We start from the raw sequence: 21,861 nt of genomic DNA on the forward strand, positions 1-21,861 counted from the left end.
ATGTAGGATGAAAATTATTATCGCGTTAGTTGTGGTGATTGCTGCGGCATTATTAGCCCCATCACCGATTGACTCGTTGGCCTATCAGCCGTCTCAGCCTTTGGCTCTGGATGGTGCTTTTACGGCCAATGATGCACTTCAGGTTACTCAGCTGACGCAATTGCCGAACTCCAGTCGTGGCGGAGAAGATGTCGCAGTTGATGCTTTAGGGTGTATCTATACTGGCGTTGAAAATGGTGATGTGCTGCGTAAGTGTCCCCATGTCGATTGGGAAGTATTGGCGAACACCGGTGGACGACCACTGGGCCTTGCTTTTGATGCACAACAAAACCTGATCATTGCCGACGGTGTTAAAGGGTTATTGCAGCTGACTCCGGCAAAGAAACTGACAGTGCTGGCCGATAGTTTTCAGGGGCAGCCATTGCTGGTGGTTGATGATGTGGACATTGCTGCTGACGGCACCATGTATTTCAGCGATGCTTCTGCGTTATTTCCCTTAAAGGATTATATTCTGGATGGTTTAAACGCCCAGCCAAGTGGTCGGTTATTTTCGTACGCGCCGGATAGTGGTGAATTAAAACTGTTGGCTGACCAGCTGTTTTTTGCCAATGGCGTGGCTGTGGCAGCGGATCAGAGTTTTGTGTTGGTGAATGAGACCTTTGCCTACCGCACAACCCGTGTTTGGTTAAGCGGAGATAAAGCAGGTCAAAAAGATATTTTTACCAGCCACTTACCCGGCGTTCCTGATGGAATCGCTGCTGATACGGATGGCACTTTCTGGATGGCTCTGTACGCACCACGCAGTGCTCTTGTTGATAAAATCCATCCATTGCCGTTTGTGAAAAATCAGTTGGCGAAATTACCCAAAAGTTTGGCGCCGATACCACCGGCTTATGGCTTTGTGGTTCAGCTGGATAAAGATGGCAAGGTTTTGCAGAGCCTGCATGATCAGGCGGCAGTGGCAATTGGTGAAATTACTTCGGTTCAGCCAGAGAAAGACGGTCTTTATCTGGGTACTTTGCATGGCCCTGCTATTGGCAAGCTGGCTTTCTGAAAGTCAGCGAAAACTATCGTTAATAAAAAACAGGGCAAGGCCCTGTTTTTTATTGGATAAATTTTAATTCTAGTTTGTTAACGCCTCGGCGTCTTAGGGTGCTGCAATCTGTTTATTGATATCAGACGGGCTTGTATTTCCTTTTTGATCGTTATCCGGCTGATTATCTGCGGTATTACCTTTCACAAACTTGCCTTCAATAAACTGGTTTTCTGAAGACTGATTTTTTGAGGAACGACCCTGAAGAGATGATTGCATTTTAATGGCCACGGGCATTTGGATTCCGCTGATATCATTATTATTCACTTCAATCAGAGATACGCCGGGCAGTGGGTAAAAACCACAGGTTTCCGCGATTTCACACAGATTATTATCCACATCAATATCCGATCCACCCACCAGGCGGTAGCGACCATTTTCAACGTTGTTAAATACAAAATTACCGTTGCTGTCGGTCGCTGCTGTTTTTACTGCCGAATCGCTGTTATTGGATAACAGCAATACATATTGCTGGGTCAGGGTTCCCTGTGCCGACAGATTACCTACCTGGATATACACATCGATATTGTTTGCCGCCGGATTTTCACCATCTGCGCTAACCGTAATGGTTGCCTTGTAGTAGCCAGGGTTTAAATCCGTGCGGTTAATCTCTGCGCGATAACGAATAACCGTTGAGCCTGTTAATGGTGCCGTGCCATTTTCAATGGCTGTTACCGTAAGCCAATCAGCATCGTCGCTGACACTGATGGTTGGAGCATTTCCACCATTATTACGCAGCGTAAATTCCTGCTGACTATTGGTACCAATTAACAGAGAACTGGGTTCGGCAATTAACTGGGTTGGCTGTGGTGGCAGCACGCCACCATTGGCTAACTTCTGGGCCTCATTAACCGCTTTTAATGCATCGATAAGTCCGTAACCAAAAGCACTGTCTTTACCTTCCGGAGCAAGATCTTTTGTTAATAAACCATTTCCCAATAAATTATTAACCTGCTGTGCCGTCAGCTGTGGGTAAACCGCTTTCATTAATGCAATTACCCCGGCAACATGAGGCGATGCCATGGAGGTGCCTTGTTTGCCATTCAGGTTATAGCCATCAAATAAACCGTTTGTATAACTTGCGCCTAAGCTCAATACCGGATTGTCGCTGCCAAGAAATACTGAACGAATACCGCCTGGCGCTGCGACATCGATGTTGTTTCCAAAGTTAGAATAGGGCGCCAGTCGCTCGCCAATATCGGTAGCACTAACTGAAATAACGGTTGGATAAGATGCCGGATAAAACGGTGTCGAGCTGGCGCTGTTGCCCGCCGCCGCCACTACGCTGATACCTGCTGAATAAATCTGATTAAATAATTCCTGCTCTGCTGGTGCGCTTTGGGCATCAAAGGTACTGCCAAGACTGAGATTAATAACGTCCGCCGCTTGTGCTGGCAGTGTACCGCTGTCATTACTTAATCGTGCCGCGTAACGCAGCCCCTGAATCATCGAATAACTGCTGCCGGTACCATTAATATCCAATACCCTGACCGGCATTATTTTCGCGTCCCAGGAAACTCCCGCCATTCCCAGCGAGTTATTACTGGTGGCTGCGGCAATACCGGCTACATGGGTGCCATGGAACGAATAATTATTGGTTCTGCCCGGGTCATCCGGATTACTGTCGAGGCCATTACCGTCACCACTGCTCTGTATATTGCGGACAAAGTCATAGCCAGCAACCAGCTTGTTATCCTGTAAATCGGGCTGGTCTACCAAAACACCGGTATCGAGAATCGCGATCACAACATCGCCGCCACCAACTTTAGCGCCGGTAGTAATGTCCCAGGCAAGTGGTGCATTAATCTGAGTCAACGGCCACTGATCGCCAAAGAAGGTGTCATTGGCATTTCTCTGACTGCGATAAACAAAATTCGGCTGGGCGTATTCAACATCACTGCCGAGGCCGTATTGAGTGGCCATCTCCAGCGTATTAATTTTCTGGTAAACCTCGGGAGACCATTGCTGCAACGGGGGCAAGGTGCTTTTACCGGCGGTAAAGGCCGACAATGCATTCAGTTTTACCAGGCGGGGATATTGTTCGCTGACTTGTTGTGCGCTTCGCTGATTGCCTGATGAGATGTTTTTCACCAGCAGTTCACCGCTGATAAATTCACCTGCCAGACCAGAAGCGCTGCTACCCGGCAATGCCGGATTTAGCTGTAACACGTAACGGCTGGCGCTGGATGAGGCGGTAATAATAATCTGGTAGGTTGCAGAACTTTCGGCAATAAACTGAGCACCTTCGCGGGTGCTATTACTGATACTTTTCTGGCCGTTATCTTTTGGCGAGCCATCAGCATCCAGTTCAATTAATGACGCAATAATTCGTGACGTGATGTTTACCGGTCCGGCGGTTACGGTAATGACCTGGCCTTTCTTCAGATTAACCCGGAAATAATCAACTGTATCCGTGCTGTTGGCGAAACGTTCCTGGCTGGCGTCACCATTGGTAGCTGTGCGGGTAACATACCCCTGCAATGTCAGAATGCTGCTGTTTAATACCTGTGGATTTTGCGGATCGTTATTGGTTGTGTAGGCCGCCTTAATGTCGTTGATATCTGAGTCGACGGCGGTGGCAATGGCGATATTCAGTTTGCCACGAATACTGGGGCCGGATTTATCGGAGTTGGAACTGGAACAGGCGCTTAATAACAAAGCCGCAGAACAGCCGAGGAAAAACTTTAACGAAGGCACAATTCACTCCAATACACAGATACGCCAGTAATGATGACCACAAAACCGAGAAAAAGTGGCAAAAGCAGCAGTAAAACATCAGTAAAGGGTAATAAAAAAGTCTTGTCTATTCAGGATTTGTAAGTGTTGCCATGGGCATCTGGAGTTTGTGGCTTTAGTCTCAGAGCTATAAGACGAAAATAAGCAAAGGAATGCCTATGTCACTCGCTCGCCTCTACACCCGTGCGCAACTAGGAATTGAAGCGCCCCGGGTTTGTGTCGAAGTTCACTTATCCAGCGGTTTGCCGTCCCTTTCGTTAGTGGGGTTGCCGGAAACCGCAGTAAAAGAAAGCAAAGACCGGGTGCGCTCCGCCATCCTTAACAGTGGTTTTGAGTTCCCGGCGAAACGTATCACCATCAATCTCGCTCCGGCGGATTTGCCCAAAGATGGCGGTCGTTATGATCTGGCGATTGCACTGGGTATTCTGGTGGCATCGGAACAGATTCCCGGCAAAGGTCTGGAAGGTCATGAGTTTATTGGTGAGCTGGCGCTTAGTGGTGAGTTGCAACCCATCCCGGGTGTATTACCTGCGGCATTACAAACTTCACGGGCCGGACAGAAGCTGGTGTTGCCAGAGCCCAATGCCGAAGAAGCGGCGTTATGCAGCAGCGGCGAGTTCCTTGCGGCAGCATCATTACAACAAGTAAGCGCCTACTTACACGGACAACAATCACTGAGTGATGTAATTCCCATCGACGCCAGTGATATCCGCAGCTCACCATTAATGCCGGATTTACGCGACGTGCGTGGCCAGCCGCAGGCGAAGCGGGCGCTGGAAATCTCGGCGGCCGGGCAACATAACCTGCTGTTTATTGGTCCTCCGGGAACCGGTAAAACCATGCTGGCCAGCCGTTTGCCGGGCATACTGCCGCCGATGTCAGAAGAGGAGGCACTAACTTCTGCATCGATTTACTCCATCTCCAATCAGAATCATGACTGGCAACAACAATGGCGTGTGCGTCCGTTTCGCTCTCCTCACCACACCGCGTCAGGAGTTGCGCTGGTGGGTGGTGGTACCAAACCGAAACCCGGCGAGATCTCGCTGGCCCATGGTGGCGTGTTATTTCTCGATGAATTGCCGGAATACAGCCGCAAAGTGCTTGATGTATTACGCGAGCCTCTGGAAAGCGGTCGGATTGTGATCAGCCGTGCCAGCCGTTCGATTACCTATCCGGCCAATTTTCAATTGATCGCCGCCATGAACCCGTGTCCCTGTGGCTATTTCGGTGACCCGTCCGGGCGCTGTCAGTGTACTTCCGATCAGGTAAGGCGATATCAGGGGCAAACCTCCGGGCCGCTACTGGACCGCATTGATCTGCATGTGGAGGTGCCGCCCATTCCGACTGCCATGTTGCAGCAGGCGCCCGAGGGAGAAAGCTCTGAGCAAGTGCAGCAGCGGATTGTCGATGCACGCGAACGCCAGCTTGAGCGTCAGGGATGTATCAATGCTGAGCTCACCGGTGAATTACGGGACCGGATGTGTGCTCTGGCCGAAGACGATCGTGAGTGGTTACTTACGGCGATTGAGCGTTTGCAGCTGTCCGCGCGGGCCTATCACCGGGTGCTGAAAATTGCCCGTACCATTGCCGACCTGCAACACAAAGAATGGATCGAACGCTCCCATCTGCTGGAAGCCCTCAGCTATCGCACCATTGATCGCTATTTGCAGAAGTAATCGGTCGCAGAAGCCACCATCAGTGATTTGTCCGCCAGTGCCGGGGACGAAACAGGAAAACAGTCGACTTTTATGACAGATGCATGAATTTATCGGTGTGCCGGGAGTAAAGTGTTAGCTACCCGGTTCTGACAACAGTGAGGCTGACACGCAGCCAGGGTTGTGGAGGTTCAGAATGGATCAACAGCAGAAGACTCTGATCAAGATGCTGGTGCTATTGGCGATGGTGGTTTATTTACTCAGCGTCTGGCACAAGCATCGCGACAATCCCTACGATGCCGAAGCATTCTTTGGTGCTGAGGTGATGTCAGTCCCTGCGCCGCCGACTATCGACCGACCTGTCTGGCGTGCAGCCTGATCAGAACAAGCTGCGTTGATTAAAATCGTTACTGATAAAACCGGATTCTGCCTGTTGAATCAAAGCTTCCAGGTTCAGCGGGCGGGAATAGATATAGCCCTGAATGCGGTCACACCCCAGCTTTTGCACCAGCTCTAAACATTGTTTGTCTTCCACCCCTTCAGCGGTGGTTTCCAGTCTTAAGCGTTTCGCCAGATCCAGCATGGTCGATACGATATGAGCCTGTGGACCCTTTTCCGCCATCGGCGCAACAAAGGCGCGATCCAGTTTAATACCGGTGATTGGCAGATCGCTCAGGTGCGACAGAGAAGAGAAGCCGGTACCAAAATCATCCAGCGCAATATGAATACCGTACTGCTGCAGATTCTTCAGGTTCATCAAAGAAACACTGGTATCACGCATCATGGCGGTTTCAGTCAGTTCCAGTTCGAGAAAATGTGGCGGCATCTGTTGTTGTTGCAATAACTCAATCACCTGCTGTGAATAAAACGGATCAGCCACTTCAGGGAAGGACACATTAACCGCCATACGGATTGGGTTACCGGTGCGTTGGTTGATTTCAGACCAGGCAACAATGGTTTCCCGCAGGGCCCACTGGCCTAACGCCTGAATCAGTCCGGCATTTTCCGCCTCGCGAATAAACACCGTCGGCGGAATTACTCCAAGATGTGGATGACGCCAGCGCAATAAGGCCTCGGCACCCACCCAGGCGCCACTGCGGCTATCAAACTGCGGCTGGAATTCGAGGAAAAATTCATCGCGTTGCAACGCCAGGTGCAGACCTTCATACAGGCTCAGGCTGTGTTGTTGCTGGTTCCAGTCAAACTGGGCTTCCTGCACCAAACGCTCGCGGGCAATCTGTTGCACACCTTCCTGCAGAACTGTGCTCAGTGCTTTAAATTCAGTCAGCTGTAATACCGCACTGCTGTAGATCATCCAGGCACTGCCCTGGCTTTCGTTACTGGCCGGGAACCAATCGGCCTGCAGTGCGTAATAATCGTTGCTGACCACAACCAGCTGGTCGTCGAGAATGCGTCCGGTAATGGCATCAGCCGGGGCGTGGGCCAGAATGGTTTGTTCGAATTCCTGTTGAATCCGGTGACGTACTGCCCAGGGCATATTGTCGTTATTAACCGGCGTGAGCCAACGACACTGCAGCACCTTAAGATAAACCGCATCCTGTTGCTGGCTGATCAGCTGGCGCAGGGTGGCAAAAAAAGCATCACGCTCCAGCGGCAATGGCCGGCTGAATTCAACATCGTGTTGTAACGCTTCACAGGCTTCAATCAGACTGGCGGCGTGAAAGTGTTCTGCGGGTAATTGATGGCTGTGTTCGGGAATCAGTTTGGTCAGGGCGTCGGGGGTAATCACCAGGCTGGGCTTTTGTTTCAGGACATCGCGCATCTGATATAAGAAATCGGCGTCGGTACTGAATAAATGAAGAACAATGATATCGCAGGGAGGGCAGGCCTGGGCGGAAGAGTGCGCCACAATTTGCCATTGCTGATGTTCGCTGCTGGCAGCAAACCATTGCCTGATGGTGGCCAGCTCTGAGGTATGTCGGCCCAGTAGTAGTAGTCGTAATTGTTTCTTGCTTTCAGTTGAAGGCATAAGTATCCATCGTGGCAGATTTCACAATCAGTAACGACACCCCATCTCATTCTGAATGACTGTTTATTGTGTAGTTATTGTCACAGGGTGCTCATATATATAGGTCAAAAAATCCCCGCTGTCTTCCTTAAATGCAGAAAATAATGAGTGCAGACAAGGACTTGCCATTGATAGCTGATCAAACGTACGAAATAGGTGTTAGGGTTAGTCAGTTACCCTCTGATAATTAAGGATTTATTCGTGCCGCGCTGCTGTTAAAATGGCCGGCCAATTTGAACATGCTCAGAGGAAACCTGTGGTCGATTTAAGCCAGCTCAACCCCCGCCAACGTGAAGCCGCCAAATATATCGATGGCCCACTGCTGGTACTTGCAGGAGCAGGCTCGGGTAAGACCTCGGTAATTACCCGGAAAATTGCTTACCTGATTGGTAGCTGTGGTATCAAACCTCACCATATCGCAGCGGTAACCTTTACCAATAAAGCCGCGCGAGAGATGAAAGAGAGGGTTGGCTCGCTGGTGGGCAAAGGCGGCGCCAAAGGGTTAACCGTTTCTACCTTCCACAACCTGGGTCTGAATATTATCCGATTTGAGCATAAAACCGCGGGCTATAAGCCGGGTTTTTCGATTCTCGATCAGGACGACTGTAAAAGCATTATCCGCGACGTGATGCACCGTGAGCACGGTGATGACGGCGATATGATTGATATGGTGCAGAACGCCATCTCCAATCTGAAAAACGATCTGTACGAGCCACAACAAGCGCTGGAGATGGCCACCAGTCCGCAGGAAATGATGATCGCCCAGACCTACGAGGTCTATCAGCGTATGTTGAAGGCGTATAACGCCGTCGACTTCGATGACCTGATCATGGCGCCCACTCTGCTGTTTATGAAACACGAAGACGTGTTAGCGCGCTGGCAGAAAAAAATCCGCTACCTGCTGGTGGACGAATATCAGGATACCAACACCAGTCAGTACGAACTGGTAAAACTGCTGGTGGGTCACCGTACTGGTCTGACCGTGGTAGGTGACGATGATCAGTCGATTTATGCCTGGCGCGGTGCCAAGCCAGAAAACCTGTCGTTACTGAAAAAAGATTTCCCGACATTAAAACTGGTGAAACTGGAGCAGAATTATCGTTCCACCGGCCTGATTCTGAATGCCGCTAACCAGGTAATTGATAACAACCCGCACGAATTTGAGAAAAAACTCTGGTCGGACCAGGGTTATGGCGATCAGATCCGTATTCTTAAATGTCGCAACGATGAAGTGGAATCCGAACGTATCGCCACGGAAATTGTCGAGCGACGTTTGCGCTACGGCGGTGGTTACAAAGATTTTGCCGTGTTGTATCGCGGTAACCACCAATCGCGTGCGATTGAAATGAAATTGCAGGCCTACCAGGTACCGTACAAATTAAACGGCGGTCAGTCGTTTTTTGGCCGTAACGAAATTAAAGACATCATGGGTTATTTACGCTTATTAATTAACCCAAGTGATGATGCCGCTTTCCTGCGGATTATTAATACCCCACGGCGTGAAATTGGCCCAACCACCATTGAAAAGCTCAGTGAATATTCCACCATGCGTGGTATTTCCATGATGTCAGCCACCACCGAGATGGGACTGGAGCAGGTGTTGATGCCAAAAGCGATGGATCGTCTTCGTCGTTTTGGTCACTGGCTGGAAAACATTACTAAAAATGCTTACACCGATGATCCGGTGGCGGCAATTAAAGAAATGATTTCTGACATCGATTACGAAGGGTATTTATTACAGAATTCCGGTACACCGAATCAGGCTGAACGACGCATGAAAAACGTCTGGTTCCTGATTGATTCGATTACCAAAATGATCGAAAAAGCCGAAGAAGAAGGTGATGAAGTCACCATCGAAGATGCCGTCGGTAAATTAATTCTGCGCGACATGATGGAACAGCAGGAACAGGAAGACGAAACTGATCAGGTGCAGTTAATGACCTTGCATGCGTCCAAAGGTCTGGAATTCCCTCATGTGTATATCATGGGTATGGAAGAAGAGCTGATGCCACACCGCAACAGCATCGAAGCCGACACCATCGAAGAAGAACGACGGTTAATGTACGTGGGGATTACCCGGGCAAAACGTACGCTTGCGTTAACCTACGCCGGTAAACGTCGTCAGTACGGTGAAGCGGTATCAACCACTCACTCACGCTTCCTTGATGAATTACCACCAGATGATATTACCTGGGAAGGCCGCACCGAAACGTCGGAAGAAGAACAGAAGCAACGTGGACAGGAAACCTTGTCGAGCTTACGTAATATGCTGGCTGATTTTTAAGTCTCTCTGAATTGAAAAAGCCGGTAGCGACCCTGAAACGGATCACTACCGGCTTTTTTATTTAGAGATGTATCAGTCGTTTACTACCTGATCAATCCAGCGTTTCATCGCCTGAATCGAATCAATGCGGATAAAGCTGGCATGGGCTAGAATCCGGTCCAGTAATCCACCGGTTGGAATTAACGGCTGGGTTTGTACCAGGCCATAACCGTCTTCATAGTCATCGACGTTACGCAAATGCCCGACGTCTTTAATCCGTGAATTTAATAACGGCAGGTCGGCAATTTCGGCTAACACTTCAGTCGAGCGATTAAACACCACTTCGTCACCCAAACCGTACTGCACAATTAACGGCCGTGCGTCACGCGCACGAATTGGATTACGAATATAGTGGGCAAAGTTAATCGCATCGGATTGATCCACATATTGCTGCAGGGCGTGCATAAATAATGCGGCTTCACCAGCGGTGGCTTTGGACGGAATCATATTTTTAAAGCCAAACGAATCAAACAGAGTTGAATGGGTCAGAATATTACTTAAACCCACACCGGTAACCTGCAAAAAAGCGCTGTTTAATTGCGGCGCTACGGCCACAAAACTGGTGCCTAATACACCCCCCATCGATGTGCCTTGGTAATGAATCCGCTCAGGGTCGATATCCGGAGAATTTAGTCCACCGGAATAAAAGGTACGATTCCACCAGTTATTTTTACCCGGTACCACGTTGAGACTTGACAGCGATGTCTGAATCGCCCTGGCGACGGAAACCATATCCAGTGTGGACTGCGTCATCATTCCGGCGACGCGGTTCAGTTGTTGTGGATTTAAAATGCTGCGGATATCGCCGTCATCATCATCCGCACGGGAACCGTGGTTCGGCTGGTCGATCACCAGACTGGCCATGCCTTTCTGAGCATTCGGATAGGCCACCGTCAGTAACAGGGACTCTTTATTGGTGCCTAAGCCGTGGCCATAAATACTCACGGGTGCAGAGCCATGGCGGCTGGCCATCGGCAACATCAAAATAAAATCGGCCCAATAGTCGCCGGTTTTGTCGTTGGCATTAATGTCGACTTTACCGTTGCTCTGGCGAAAATCACTTAAACGAATCTGACCTTTAACCGAAGCCGCGTAAGGCCAGACATTAATTGGCGTGGTTTTTAAATTACGCACCGGGTGGTCATCGGCCATCACAATATCCACCAGATCAAACAAGCCCTGGTTATTATTTGATTCATTGCGGGTGCTAAATTCAGTGAAGGTTACTACCTGATTCGGGTCGATACCCAATTGTTGGATTTTATCCAGTGAGCCAGCCAGTTGTGGATAATTTTCAGGTTGTTGCAGTAGCGAAGTCATGCCGGTAACCGGCGCGATGGCATTGCCATTATTGTCGGTTAAATCACGGGTCACCAGCGCGATATAATTCTGGGAGAATTCAAAACGGCTGCGTGGAAAAATCTCAATAATATGAGCTTTTTCAGCGAAGCGGTCATCCAGTGCATATTGATACCGTGCCGGGCGAATCGGCACTTCGGCACCGGTACTCAGGTTAAATACCTTAACGCTGTTGCCGCCATCCAGCGGGATACTTTGGTTATCAAAGTCCTGACCGACTTCCAGCATAATGGGCGCGGCGACCGAGAAGCCGTGGTTAGCTGCAAAGATATCCGGCGATGCCAGATCTCGTACCTGAGCTTCAGCCTCGGCCGAAAATAACGTGCCTTTTAAATCGACCACCAGTCCGGTGGGGGACTGACTATCGGCGCGGCTATAAAAGTTACTGGGGAATGGCATCGCACAAGTGGTCACTGCCAGCGGGTGGCAGGTCTGACTGGCGTGTGTACTAATGCTGAGTACCATCAGTGTTGCCAGTAGCGTGAAGGTTTGGAGAGCCGTATTCCTTAAGGGCGTGTGGTTCATATTGTGATCCTTTTTATTATTAACAGTACCGGAGACTGCGAACTTCCAGGCTGTTAAGACTTGATCACAACGGCGGTTTCGCCAGGTGATGTTGAGCCAAAAGACGGCTTGTCTTCAAATAGCTCGGGCGGATTTGCTACTATCCCTATGAGATGACGCATTTGAGCCAGCCTGTAGCTATGACCCCTGATAATCCGGATATTCAGCTTTTTCTGTCCGCTCTGGAAAACAACTACCAGTGTAAAACCGGTGATGCACGTTTTCTGGCGAAGCAGTTTGCTGGTCGCAACATTGCAGAAAAAGAGCACCTGATCGAAGCGGGAGAGATTGCTAAGGATGTGTATTTCTTTGTTGATGGTATTTTCCGGGTGTATTACATCGACCAGAACGGTAACGAGGTAAACCAGCAGTTCTATCAGGCGGGTGAAGTTATTGCTCCGGTGTTTTCATTAACTACCAAAGAAGCCAGCCCGTTTTATTTGCAGGCACTGACGGGTAGCAAGGTATTAGTGGCCGAATATCAACAGTTAATCGAAACCGGTAAAGACAACATTGCCTGGCTAACCGCAGAAAATGCTATTTTAAAATCGGTGTTTTTAAAAACTGCGCGGCGTGAAGCGCAGATGTTATTGGGTGGGGCAGAGCAAAGATATCGCTGGTTTTTAAAAGAAAACCCGGAGCTGGCAGAGCAATTACCCCTGTATCAGATTGCTTCGTATTTAAACGTAACGCCGGTTTCTTTATCCCGTTTACGAAAAAAGCTTAGCCAGTCATAAACCGGCTAAGCTTTTATCGGACAACCTGAGTTGCTTACAGCGACAGCGCTAAACGTGTGCCCTGATCGATGGCACGCTTAGCATCCAGTTCGGCTGCGACGTCAGCACCACCAATTAAGTGATACGACTTTTCCAGACCTTCGGTTAATGCACGGGCAGGATCCTGACCGGCACAGATAACCACGTTATCCACTTCCAGTACTTTCACTTCTTCGCCAACACGAATATGCAGACCCTGGTCGTCGACCTTCAGGTACTCACAACCCGGAATCATATTCACGCCTTTGTTTTTCAGGCCGGTACGGTGAATCCAGCCAGTGGTTTTACCCAGCTTGCCACCCACTTTGGAAGTTTTACGTTGCAGCAGGAAGATATTGCGCTCGCCGGTACCTGGCTGAGCTTCGATACCTTCAATACCACCACGAGCCTCCAGCTTCATATCAACACCCCATTCCTTCATAAAGGCCGGGATGTTCTGGGAAGTGGCTTCACCTTTGTGGGCCAGGTATTCAGAAACATCAAAACCAATACCGCCAGCACCAATTACAGCGACGTTTTTACCGACAGGTTTTTTATCGCGTAATACATCCAGGTAGCTCAGTACTTTATCGTGTTCGATGCCTTCGATCTCTGGCGTACGTGGGTTAATACCGGTGGCCAGAATCACTTCATCAAAGTCGCTGGCATTTAATTGTTCAACCGAGATCGGGCTGTTTAATTCCAGTTTTACGCCGGTTAATTCAATTTGTTTTTTGAAGTAACGCAGGGTTTCGTAAAATTCTTCTTTGCCCGGAACCTGTTTCGCTACATTAAACTGACCACCAATTTCGCTGGCAGCATCAAACAGAGTAACGTCGTGACCACGTTCTGCGGCGGTGGTGGAGAAACCCAAACCCGCCGGGCCAGCACCAATCACTGCGATCTTTTTCTTCACCGGGGCATCGGTCATGATCATTTCGGTTTCATGACAGGCACGTGGGTTCACCAGACAAGAGGTTAACTTGCCGCTGAATACGTGGTCGAGACACGCCTGGTTACAGCCAATACAGGTATTAATTTCATCACCTCGGCCTTGTTCTGCTTTTTGCACAAAAAACGGATCGGCCAGGAATGGACGCGCCATCGATACCATATCGGCATCACCACGCTGGAGTACTTCTTCTGCCACTTCCGGCGTGTTAATACGGTTAGAAGTGATTACCGGAATATTCAGGTGATCGCGGAATTTCGCCGTTACCCAGGTGAATGCCGCACGGGGTACCTTGGTCGCGATGGTTGGAATACGCGCTTCGTGCCAGCCGATACCGGTGTTAATAATGGTGGCACCGGCCTGTTCGATGGCTTTACCTAACGCCAGCGCTTCTTCGTAAGTGCTGCCGCCTTCGACCAGATCGAGCATGGATAAGCGGTAAATAATAATAAAGTTTTCGCCCACCGCTTCACGGGTACGACGCACCACTTCAACCGCCAGACGCATACGGTTTTCGTATTCACCGCCCCATTCGTCGTCACGCTGGTTGGTACGCTGAGCCAGGAACTGGTTAATAAAATACCCTTCGGAGCCCATGATCTCGACACCGTCGTAACCACCGACCTGCGCGAATTTGGCCAGCTGTACGATGTCGTTAATTTCGTTGTCGATTTCGTTTTCTGCCAGCTCGCGTGGCTTAAACGGGTTGATCGGTGCCTGTACTGCCGACGGTGCAACCGACTGAGGGTTAAAGGCATAGCGGCCGGTGTGCAGAATCTGCATACAGATCTTGCCGTCTTCGGCGTGTACCGCATCTGTAATGACGCGGTGCTCTTTCGCTTGCTCGTCGCTTTTGATGATGTTGGTTTGTGGGTGGGTCGCCGCGTGAGCGCTTGGACCAAAGCCACCGGTAACGATCAGGCTGACACCACCACGGGCACGCTCTGCAAAGAAGGCAGCCATACGTTCCAGGCCGTTTTTCTCTTCTTCCAGGCCGGTGTGCATGGAGCCCATTAACACGCGGTTCTTCAGCGTGGTGAAACCTAAATCCAGTGGTTCTAACAGCTTAGGGTAATGCGGATTAGCAGCTTGTGTGGTCATCGTTTTTTATCTCTTCTCATCATAAGGCTCTGCGGCCAGTTAGCAGCAGTATTGCAGCTTTGATTCCGGCGCGCCTTATCATTTGTTAAGGAAGCCAAAATCGAGCCTGCTCATACTGAATAGCAAAGCAGCAAGCATAGCTGCCATAACAACAAATGATGGAGATCGACACGATGAGTTATCAGGTTCCGCTGCAGGACATGGCCTTTCTGGCGCGCAGTCAGCAGCAGAGTAGTGGCAGCAACGCCAGCCCTGAAGGCAGCGACAGCCGCGAGCAGGCGAGTATGATCCTTGAAGAAGCGGCCAAGCTGGCACAACAACAATGGCTGCCCTGTAATCGCAGCGGTGACCAGCAAGGCTGTGTGCTCGAAAACGGTAAAGTGCAGCTGGCGGAGCCGATCAGGGCCGCGTTCCGAAACTATGCCGATGCGGGCTGGATGGGGTTAGCCATGCCGGAACGCTGGGGCGGCCAGCAGCAAAGCGAAGTATTAGGCTCCTTTGTTGGTGAAATGCTGACGTCCTCCAACCATGCGTTATCCATGTTGCCAGCACTGACCATGTCGGCTTGTCGCGCCATTATTTCCCACGGCAGCGATGAACTTCGCGATACCTACCTGCCGCCGATTATTGCCGGGCGCTGGAGCGCCACCATGTGTATGACGGAAGCACATTGTGGCAGTGATTTGGGACTGGTGCGGAGTAAAGCACTGCCGGATGGTGAAGGCTTCCGCATTACCGGCAGTAAGATTTTTATTTCTTACGGCAGTCATAACGCCAGCGACAATATTATTCATCTGGTGCTAGCCCGTTTACCGCAGGCTCCGGCGGGCATTAAAGGTTTATCTCTGTTTCTTGTTCCGGAAAAAATTCAGGACGGTTTTCAGGTATGGCAGCAGGATAATGCTGTTGTCTGTACCGGCATCGAAGAAAAAATGGGCATTCATGCCAGCCCAACCTGCTCCATCAGTTTCGAAAACTCGCTCGGTTATTTAGTCGGTGAAGAAAATGGCGGTATTAAAGCCATGTTCACCATGATGAACGAAATGCGGTTGGGCACCTGTTTACAAGGTGTTGGCCTGAGTGAGCACAGCTATCAGAGAAGTCTGGAGTACGCTAAAGAACGGTTACAGATGCGCAGCTTATCCGGCGTGAAAAATCCGGCAGGCGAAGCCGATGCCATTGTCGAACATCCGGATGTGCGCCGTATGTTATTAACACAAAAGGCTTTTGCTGATGGTGGCAGGGCGCTGGCAAATTATTGCGCGCAGTTGCTCGATCAACTGGCAGAAGACCCTCAAAATAAAGACGCAAAACTATTGCTCGAATTATTAACGCCAATTGCCAAAGGCTTTTGTACCGAAGCTGGCTTGGAAAGTGCCAGCCATGCCATTCAGGTATACGGTGGCCATGGTTTTATCTCTGAAAATGGCGTTGAACAACTGTATCGCGATGGCCGTATTGCTACCTTGTATGAAGGCACTACCGGCATTCAGGCGCTGGATTTATTGGGGCGTAAAGTGCTGGGAAATCAGGGCGCCAGCCTGCGGTTATTTACTAAAAAAATTCATCTGTTATGCAAAGAGAATCTGGAGCATCCAAAATTGGCGAAGCTTGCTCAACAATTACATGGCTTTGCCAAAGAATGGCCGGACCTGAGCATGAAGATCGGCATGAAAGCGATGCAGAATCACGATGAAGCCGGAGCGGCCAGTTTCGATTTCCTGATGTATTCCGGTTATGTGACGTTGGGGTATTTCCATTTGAAATCTGCTGCTGAAGCCTGCGAGCTATTAAAGGCAGACGATTCAGAGTTCAGCGCTGAATTCCTGCAGCAGAAAATCCAGCTGGCGAACTTCTATCTGCAACGGATTCTGCCAAGAACGGCGGGGCACCAGGCAACTATGTTGGCTGAGTTGAATAGTTTGGATGCTGTTTGGTAGTTAGCCGTCTTACAACCCATACCGCTTAATTTTATTAATCAGCCCCTGGCACGTAATTCTCGCGCCAGGGTTCTCCTGCTCGTTCTTCTTCGAAGTCGATTCCTGACTGAAGCCAATACTGCTGTGCAGCTTTCCTCATAAAGTTTGACGAGTTGTTACTCCGAAAACAGTATGGTTTTAAGAATCGATGATAACTTTGTAATTGTTAATTAATGAGAAAGTGTTAGGGTTGGTTTCTGCTTCTCTTCAACAATTATATATTCAAGGTAAGTGAGATTTAATGAAGGTAATACACATATCTGACTGGCGTGATGAAAGGGGAGAGCCTCAAGGAAAGTTGGTATACGGTGGACATACTTATTGCCTTATAATTGATGATGAATTTTTTTCTTATGATTATGGAAACTATTGTCCCGATAGGTATTTTAGTAGATGGAATGAAATTGATGGCGATCTTGTGGGAGTTTTTGATGGGAACCAGGGGTTGACTCCGACTGACGATAATAAAGTAGTTTTCTATTCTTTAAGTGGAAAAAAATATAAATTTTTAGGAGCTAGTGAATACTATACCAGTGGCATTGTCACTTTTGAGAATAAGGCTTTGGTTAGTTCTGAATCTAGAGGTTGTGAAGGAAGTGTCGAAGTTTATTCTGATCTTAATGAAAACCCAGATCAGGTAATTAAGGATTTTGTTATATCTGAATCATTCCTATCAAATGAATGTCTTTTTACATATGATAAATATGTTGATAATAAAACAGCTTGTATCAATTCTGATATGTCAGTTTTATGGGCGAGGAAATTCGACAATAAAGACTCTGTTCTAGTGATGGAGTCTTTGTTTGATTATAACGACTCTGTCATTATTAGGTTAGGGAGCTTGGAAGAAAAAAATATTGATGGACAGATCGTATCGCTGGACAAGAAGAGTGGCGATACTCAATGGGTCAAAGATGTTGGTTTCTATATCGATAATTGCAACTTGATTGGTAATAGAGTCTATTTATCTAGTAAAAAAGGCCATCAGTGGGTAGTTCTTAGTGCAGTTGATGGAAGCCTGCTTCTTGAAGGGCAGGTTGAGTATACGAATCCTGACGGCTTCAATGAAATCGGTGGATTGTGGGGGAATGGTGAACTCTTATTTCTCCGTATTCAGCATGATACTCTCCGGATAATGAATGAAGCTACGGGTGAAACCATTCAGGATTTGAAGATTCCCTCTGGATTTACTATCAGCACAGCTTCCTACCCAATTGTGAGGGGTAATTACATCTATATGGGTCTTGATAGTGGTGGAGGTGTAGAGAGGTTCACAGCCTACGGTGGATTGTTAATTATATCTGCGGATGAGTTAAAAGAAGATGTGCCTTATTCAATTGTTGTTGAAGATAAGGGCTTTGTTAGCCATAAAACAATTGAAGATGGGGAAGCTGAATACTATGAAATAAACGTTTCATACGAAGAACTAGGTGACGTTCTTCGATTTGGTCAAATTGAAATTAAATTAGTTGCTCAGAAATATTCCTATAATCACTGGGGGAATATGGATGAAGATTGGCGAAGCCGTATTAATGAAAAATTTGACGGAAGAATAGTTCTTAATATTGATAAGGATAAGCTGGTTAACCCTGACGAGAAGAAGTTTGATTTGATGGTTGACTTGTTCAATGACCACTTTAAGAAAAAGTTTCGGGCTCCTGCTAATAAGAAACCACTTGTGTTGTCATGGAAGTATAAGTAATAGAAGCTCAGTTTCGAGCATTTTTGGCAATGACTGTTTATACGTCCACCACATGAACGCGAAGTTGTATCACCCCTACAACCCATACCGTTTAATCTTATTAATCAGCCCCTGGCGCGTAATTCCCAGCGCTTGGGCGCTGTGAGTTTTATTCCCCTGATTTGCATCAAGCGCCTGCTGGATCAGTTTAATTTCCAGCGCAGAAACCTGTTCTTCCAGTGAAGCATCCGATGCTACTTCGCTGTGTTGTCCGGAGCTTGTAGTAACCGCAGCAGCGGAATCACCACGAATTAACTGAATCTCCTGCATGCTGATGCTGTTATTCAGCGAAATGGCTGCAGCACTTTCCAGTGTGTTTTTTAGTTCTCGCACATTACCCGGCCAGGGTGTGGATAAAAACCAGCGACAGGCATCGTTATCAACACTGAGGGAGGTGTTGTGTTGCTGGTTATACAAAGCAATAAAGTGATTCACCAGTGGCGTAATATCTTCTTTGCGTTGTTCCAGTCCGGTGGTGGTAATGGTTAAACCCTTGATGCGGTAATATAGGTCTTCGCGGAAATTCCCTTGTTGTACTTCGCTGGGTACATCACGGTTGGTGGCGCTGACTAGGCGAATATCAATCTGTTCCAGCTCGCGGCTGCCCACCGGATAATAACTGCCTTCCTGTAATACCCGCAGTAATTTTACCTGCATCGCCAGTGGCATTTCACCAATTTCATCGAGGAATAAGGTGCCGCCGTCGGCAGTTGCTAACAGGCCTTTACGATCTTTATCGGCGCCGGTAAAAGCACCTTTTTTATAGCCGAATAATTCACTTTCCAGCAGTTCGGCAGGAATAGCGCCACAATGAACTGAGATAAAGGCTTTGTCTTTGCGGCTGCTGCCCTGGTGAATTGCATTGGCAATAATTTCTTTACCGGTACCGCTGGGGCCCTGAATAAAGACCGGCACCTGGGTGGCAGAAATACGCTGAATTAATTCCCGGGTGGTCTGTACCGAAGCACTGTTACCGATTAAGCCAAAGTCCGGTGTGTCCGGCTGACGTTGTTGTAACTGCTGCTCCAGGTTAGAAACCTGTTTTAATAAACTGTGTTTATCCAGCGCCCGGGCAATAATGATTTTTAACATATCCGGATCAACCGGCTTGGCGATAAAATCCCAGGCGCCGAGCTCAATCGCTTGCACCGCCAGCGAGCGATCATCATGTCCAGTTAACACCAGTAATGGCACATCCTGATAATGCTGAATCGATTGCAGACCATCTTGTGGATGAAAGCTCGGCGGTAGCGCCAGATCGTGAATCACCAGATCAAACGGCTGATCCTGTTTGGCTTGGTTAAACGCCGTCAGGCCAGATTCAGCATCGCCACAGCTAACCACTTCATAACCACTCTGGTTCAGCCATAAACTGCACAGCTCACAAAAAGCACGTTCGTCATCAATTAATAAAATACGTGCGCTCATTATGATTCTCCGTGGGGCGGACAGCTGCAGGGAATAGGCAGGGTGATAATAAAAGACACCGGCCAGCCAAGATCGTCGCGGTGCTCGATCCAGCCGTTATGGGCATCCACAATACGGCGAACAATGGACAAACCGAGACCGGTGCCACCGCTGCGTTTGGTAATAAAAGGTTCGAATAAATGGGGCAGCACGTCTTCGGGAATGGCCGGACCTTGGTTATGTACCGCCAGCATCAGTTTTTTATCGTCCTGCTGGTATTTCACCACCAGTAAAATATCGGCTTTGGCGTTTGCTGTTTTGCCTGATTCTTGATTTTGGCTTGCGTCTTTATCGACAAACGCAGCAGCGTTTTCCAACAGGTTAATCAGAATCTGCTGAATTTTATCGGCGTCAAAACAGGCGGTTAATTGCTGCGGTAACTCATGGTCGATCTGTACTTTATACAGGCCGGAAATCTGCTCACACACCTGGCGAATCAGTGGTAATAAATTCACTTCGCGCAGCTGCAATTCCATTTTCCCGGCGTAGGCCAGGGTATCGCGAATCAGCAGTTCGGCCCGGGCCACCTGATTCTGAATATGGCCTTTAATCGCCGGATCGGTTTGTGCCGAAGCCATGTTAATAATATTCAACGGGTTGCGTAATTCGTGGGCGATGGCGGCGGTTAAACCACCCAGCTCCACCAGATGCTGCTGTTTAATCCGTTCCCGCTCGGCCTTGGCTTCGACCTTAGCCAGCTGTAATGAACGTTCCAGCGAGGCGCAGACATTCGGAATTAAGGTCGCTAATAATTCCGCCATATGTTGTTTACTCGGCGGTTGATCCTGCCAGCCGTGTAAATGACATTCCCAGCTGCCACGTTTAATACAGGTGAATAACGTTGGCTGATCACTGTCGACCAGCACATCGCCGTTGGAGGCAAAAATCTTTACCCCGGTATGGTTATCCTGCTGGGCGGATGGTTTGTGTTGCTTCCAAACAGTTTCAATCGCTTTGGCCAGCGCAGGCCAGGAAGTGGCGCTGTTTAATTGCTGCAACCATTGGTTGAGGGTGCTTTCGTCGATGGTAGCACCGGGATACACCAGCCGATCAGAAAACTGTCGTGCCGGGCCGTATAACAACCAGGCAAGCATTAATAACAGGCTGGAGTAAGAGAACAGCTGCAGCGTGGGTACGTCGGCCAGCTCGGTCATGGCCACCGGCGCTAATAACGACAACAACAGCGTCATCAGCAGCATCGACACCACCAGAACCGCCAGCCACTGCAATGCCTGACTCACCCAGCGATTAACTTCTACTAAGCGATAACGCGCAACGGAATACACCAGCAACACCGCATAGGTCGGTAATGCCAGCATGGGGTAAGGGAAAAAATCGATATGCAGCGACGGCAGAATAAAACTGGTGGCCAGTGAAAATCCCCAGCCACTGGCAATAAACATCGCGATGATAGAACGACGCTTATTCAGCTGGCTGACGTGTTGGCGGCTGTTGCGATAACCAAACAACAGCAGGATATGGGCAACCACACCGACCACCACGGTATACACCACGTTTAACCAACCCACCCGGTCGATATGGAAAAACTGCGGGAAGATATTCCAGGCCGCCAGATGACCCCCATCGCCAATAATACTCAGCGCAGTCACCGCCAGCGCCATCAGATACAGCAGTGGAATAAAGCGATAGATGCGCTCGGGTAATGGCAAATTGCCGCGTAACCACAACACCACAAAATGCAGGAAACTGGTCGGCAATAACGGATTGGCCAGCAGCAGGGCAATCGCCAGTTGCGGCTGGTTATACATCACCGCTAGGTGGCCGGAACACCACAGCGCCATCGACAAACAGAACGCCGCCAGCGCTACCAGAGCCGGTTCTTCACGACGGCGTGACCATAACCACCAGGCGGTGCCGGAGGCCGAAAGCAGTGTGAGCCACATACTGGCGGTGAACAGGGTGATCAGCATGAACTGTAAACTCTCTTTACGGCTTGCCTGGGTTTGTGTCTACCCAGTTTACACCTAATGGGTAATTTTCACTGCCTATAATGCAGTAGCAAGCAAAACAGCTGGCTGTACCAGATCGCCAGCACGTCAGTTGTGATCAGGGTTACAGGCTAGTAAGTGAGTATTAACCCCGCTTT

The 21,861-nt window shown here is 49.0% G+C and carries 13 protein-coding genes; 7 read left to right on the forward strand and 6 right to left on the reverse strand.

The window, feature by feature from the left end; all coding sequences use genetic code 11:
- Positions 1 to 7: 7 nt before the first annotated feature.
- Positions 8 to 1,054 carry an SMP-30/gluconolactonase/LRE family protein gene (locus tag ACOQOZ_RS15885; RefSeq protein WP_420589129.1) on the forward strand — a complete coding sequence of 349 codons (1,047 nt, stop codon included), beginning with the start codon at positions 8 to 10 and terminating at the stop codon, positions 1,052 to 1,054.
- A 93-nt stretch (positions 1,055 to 1,147) separates the two neighbouring features.
- Here the strand turns inward: ACOQOZ_RS15885 and ACOQOZ_RS15890 are convergent, their stop codons facing one another.
- Complete coding sequence (locus ACOQOZ_RS15890) at positions 1,148 to 3,790, reverse strand: S8 family serine peptidase (RefSeq protein ID WP_420589130.1); 2,643 nt, start codon at positions 3,788 to 3,790, stop codon at positions 1,148 to 1,150.
- 197 nt (positions 3,791 to 3,987) lie between these two features.
- Here ACOQOZ_RS15890 and ACOQOZ_RS15895 point away from each other — a divergent pair, with 197 nt between their 5' ends.
- Positions 3,988 to 5,505 carry a YifB family Mg chelatase-like AAA ATPase gene (locus ACOQOZ_RS15895; protein WP_420589131.1) on the forward strand — a complete coding sequence of 506 codons (1,518 nt, stop codon included), beginning with the start codon at positions 3,988 to 3,990 and terminating at the stop codon, positions 5,503 to 5,505.
- Between the two features lie 175 nt (positions 5,506 to 5,680).
- Entirely contained in the window at positions 5,681 to 5,863 is a 183-nt protein-coding gene (locus ACOQOZ_RS15900) for a hypothetical protein (RefSeq protein ID WP_420589132.1), read from the forward strand.
- On the opposite strand, the gene ACOQOZ_RS15905 is transcribed toward ACOQOZ_RS15900, so the two are convergent.
- Positions 5,864 to 7,474, reverse strand: coding sequence for an EAL domain-containing protein (locus ACOQOZ_RS15905; RefSeq protein ID WP_420589133.1), 1,611 nt, complete (start codon positions 7,472 to 7,474; stop codon positions 5,864 to 5,866).
- A 259-nt stretch (positions 7,475 to 7,733) separates the two neighbouring features.
- Here ACOQOZ_RS15905 and rep point away from each other — a divergent pair, with 259 nt between their 5' ends.
- Positions 7,734 to 9,797, forward strand: a complete 2,064-nt coding sequence (rep, locus tag ACOQOZ_RS15910; protein ID WP_420589134.1) for a DNA helicase Rep — start codon at positions 7,734 to 7,736, stop codon at positions 9,795 to 9,797.
- Between the two features lie 72 nt (positions 9,798 to 9,869).
- On the opposite strand, the gene ACOQOZ_RS15915 is transcribed toward rep, so the two are convergent.
- Positions 9,870 to 11,720, reverse strand: a complete 1,851-nt coding sequence (locus ACOQOZ_RS15915; RefSeq protein WP_420589135.1) for an alpha/beta hydrolase family protein — start codon at positions 11,718 to 11,720, stop codon at positions 9,870 to 9,872.
- Between the two features lie 179 nt (positions 11,721 to 11,899).
- Here ACOQOZ_RS15915 and ACOQOZ_RS15920 point away from each other — a divergent pair, with 179 nt between their 5' ends.
- On the forward strand, positions 11,900 to 12,496 hold the full coding sequence (locus ACOQOZ_RS15920) for a Crp/Fnr family transcriptional regulator (protein ID WP_420589136.1): 597 nt from the start codon (positions 11,900 to 11,902) through the stop codon (positions 12,494 to 12,496).
- Positions 12,497 to 12,530: 34 nt separating this feature from the next.
- Here the strand turns inward: ACOQOZ_RS15920 and ACOQOZ_RS15925 are convergent, their stop codons facing one another.
- Positions 12,531 to 14,567 (reverse strand): FAD-dependent oxidoreductase, encoded by a 2,037-nt coding sequence (locus ACOQOZ_RS15925; RefSeq protein ID WP_420589137.1) that lies wholly within the window; start codon positions 14,565 to 14,567, stop codon positions 12,531 to 12,533.
- Between the two features lie 173 nt (positions 14,568 to 14,740).
- Here ACOQOZ_RS15925 and ACOQOZ_RS15930 point away from each other — a divergent pair, with 173 nt between their 5' ends.
- The gene (locus tag ACOQOZ_RS15930; protein WP_420589138.1) at positions 14,741 to 16,507 is read left to right on the forward strand and encodes an acyl-CoA dehydrogenase C-terminal domain-containing protein; all 1,767 of its coding nucleotides are present in this window, start codon (positions 14,741 to 14,743) and stop codon (positions 16,505 to 16,507) included.
- 280 nt (positions 16,508 to 16,787) lie between these two features.
- Positions 16,788 to 18,248 (forward strand): hypothetical protein, encoded by a 1,461-nt coding sequence (locus tag ACOQOZ_RS15935; RefSeq protein WP_420589139.1) that lies wholly within the window; start codon positions 16,788 to 16,790, stop codon positions 18,246 to 18,248.
- A 75-nt stretch (positions 18,249 to 18,323) separates the two neighbouring features.
- On the opposite strand, the gene ACOQOZ_RS15940 is transcribed toward ACOQOZ_RS15935, so the two are convergent.
- Together ACOQOZ_RS15940 and ACOQOZ_RS15945 are read right to left on the reverse strand one after the other, a co-directional pair.
- Positions 18,324 to 19,715 (reverse strand): sigma-54-dependent transcriptional regulator, encoded by a 1,392-nt coding sequence (locus ACOQOZ_RS15940; protein ID WP_420589140.1) that lies wholly within the window; start codon positions 19,713 to 19,715, stop codon positions 18,324 to 18,326.
- A complete protein-coding gene (locus tag ACOQOZ_RS15945) occupies positions 19,715 to 21,685 on the reverse strand; it encodes a sensor histidine kinase (protein WP_420589141.1) in 1,971 nt (656 codons plus the stop codon). The genes ACOQOZ_RS15940 and ACOQOZ_RS15945 overlap by 1 nt, the downstream gene beginning before the upstream one ends.
- Positions 21,686 to 21,861 lie beyond the last annotated feature (176 nt).

The organism is Bacterioplanoides sp. (assembly GCF_965219715.1).
Classification (GTDB): domain Bacteria; phylum Pseudomonadota; class Gammaproteobacteria; order Pseudomonadales; family Oceanobacteraceae; genus Bacterioplanoides.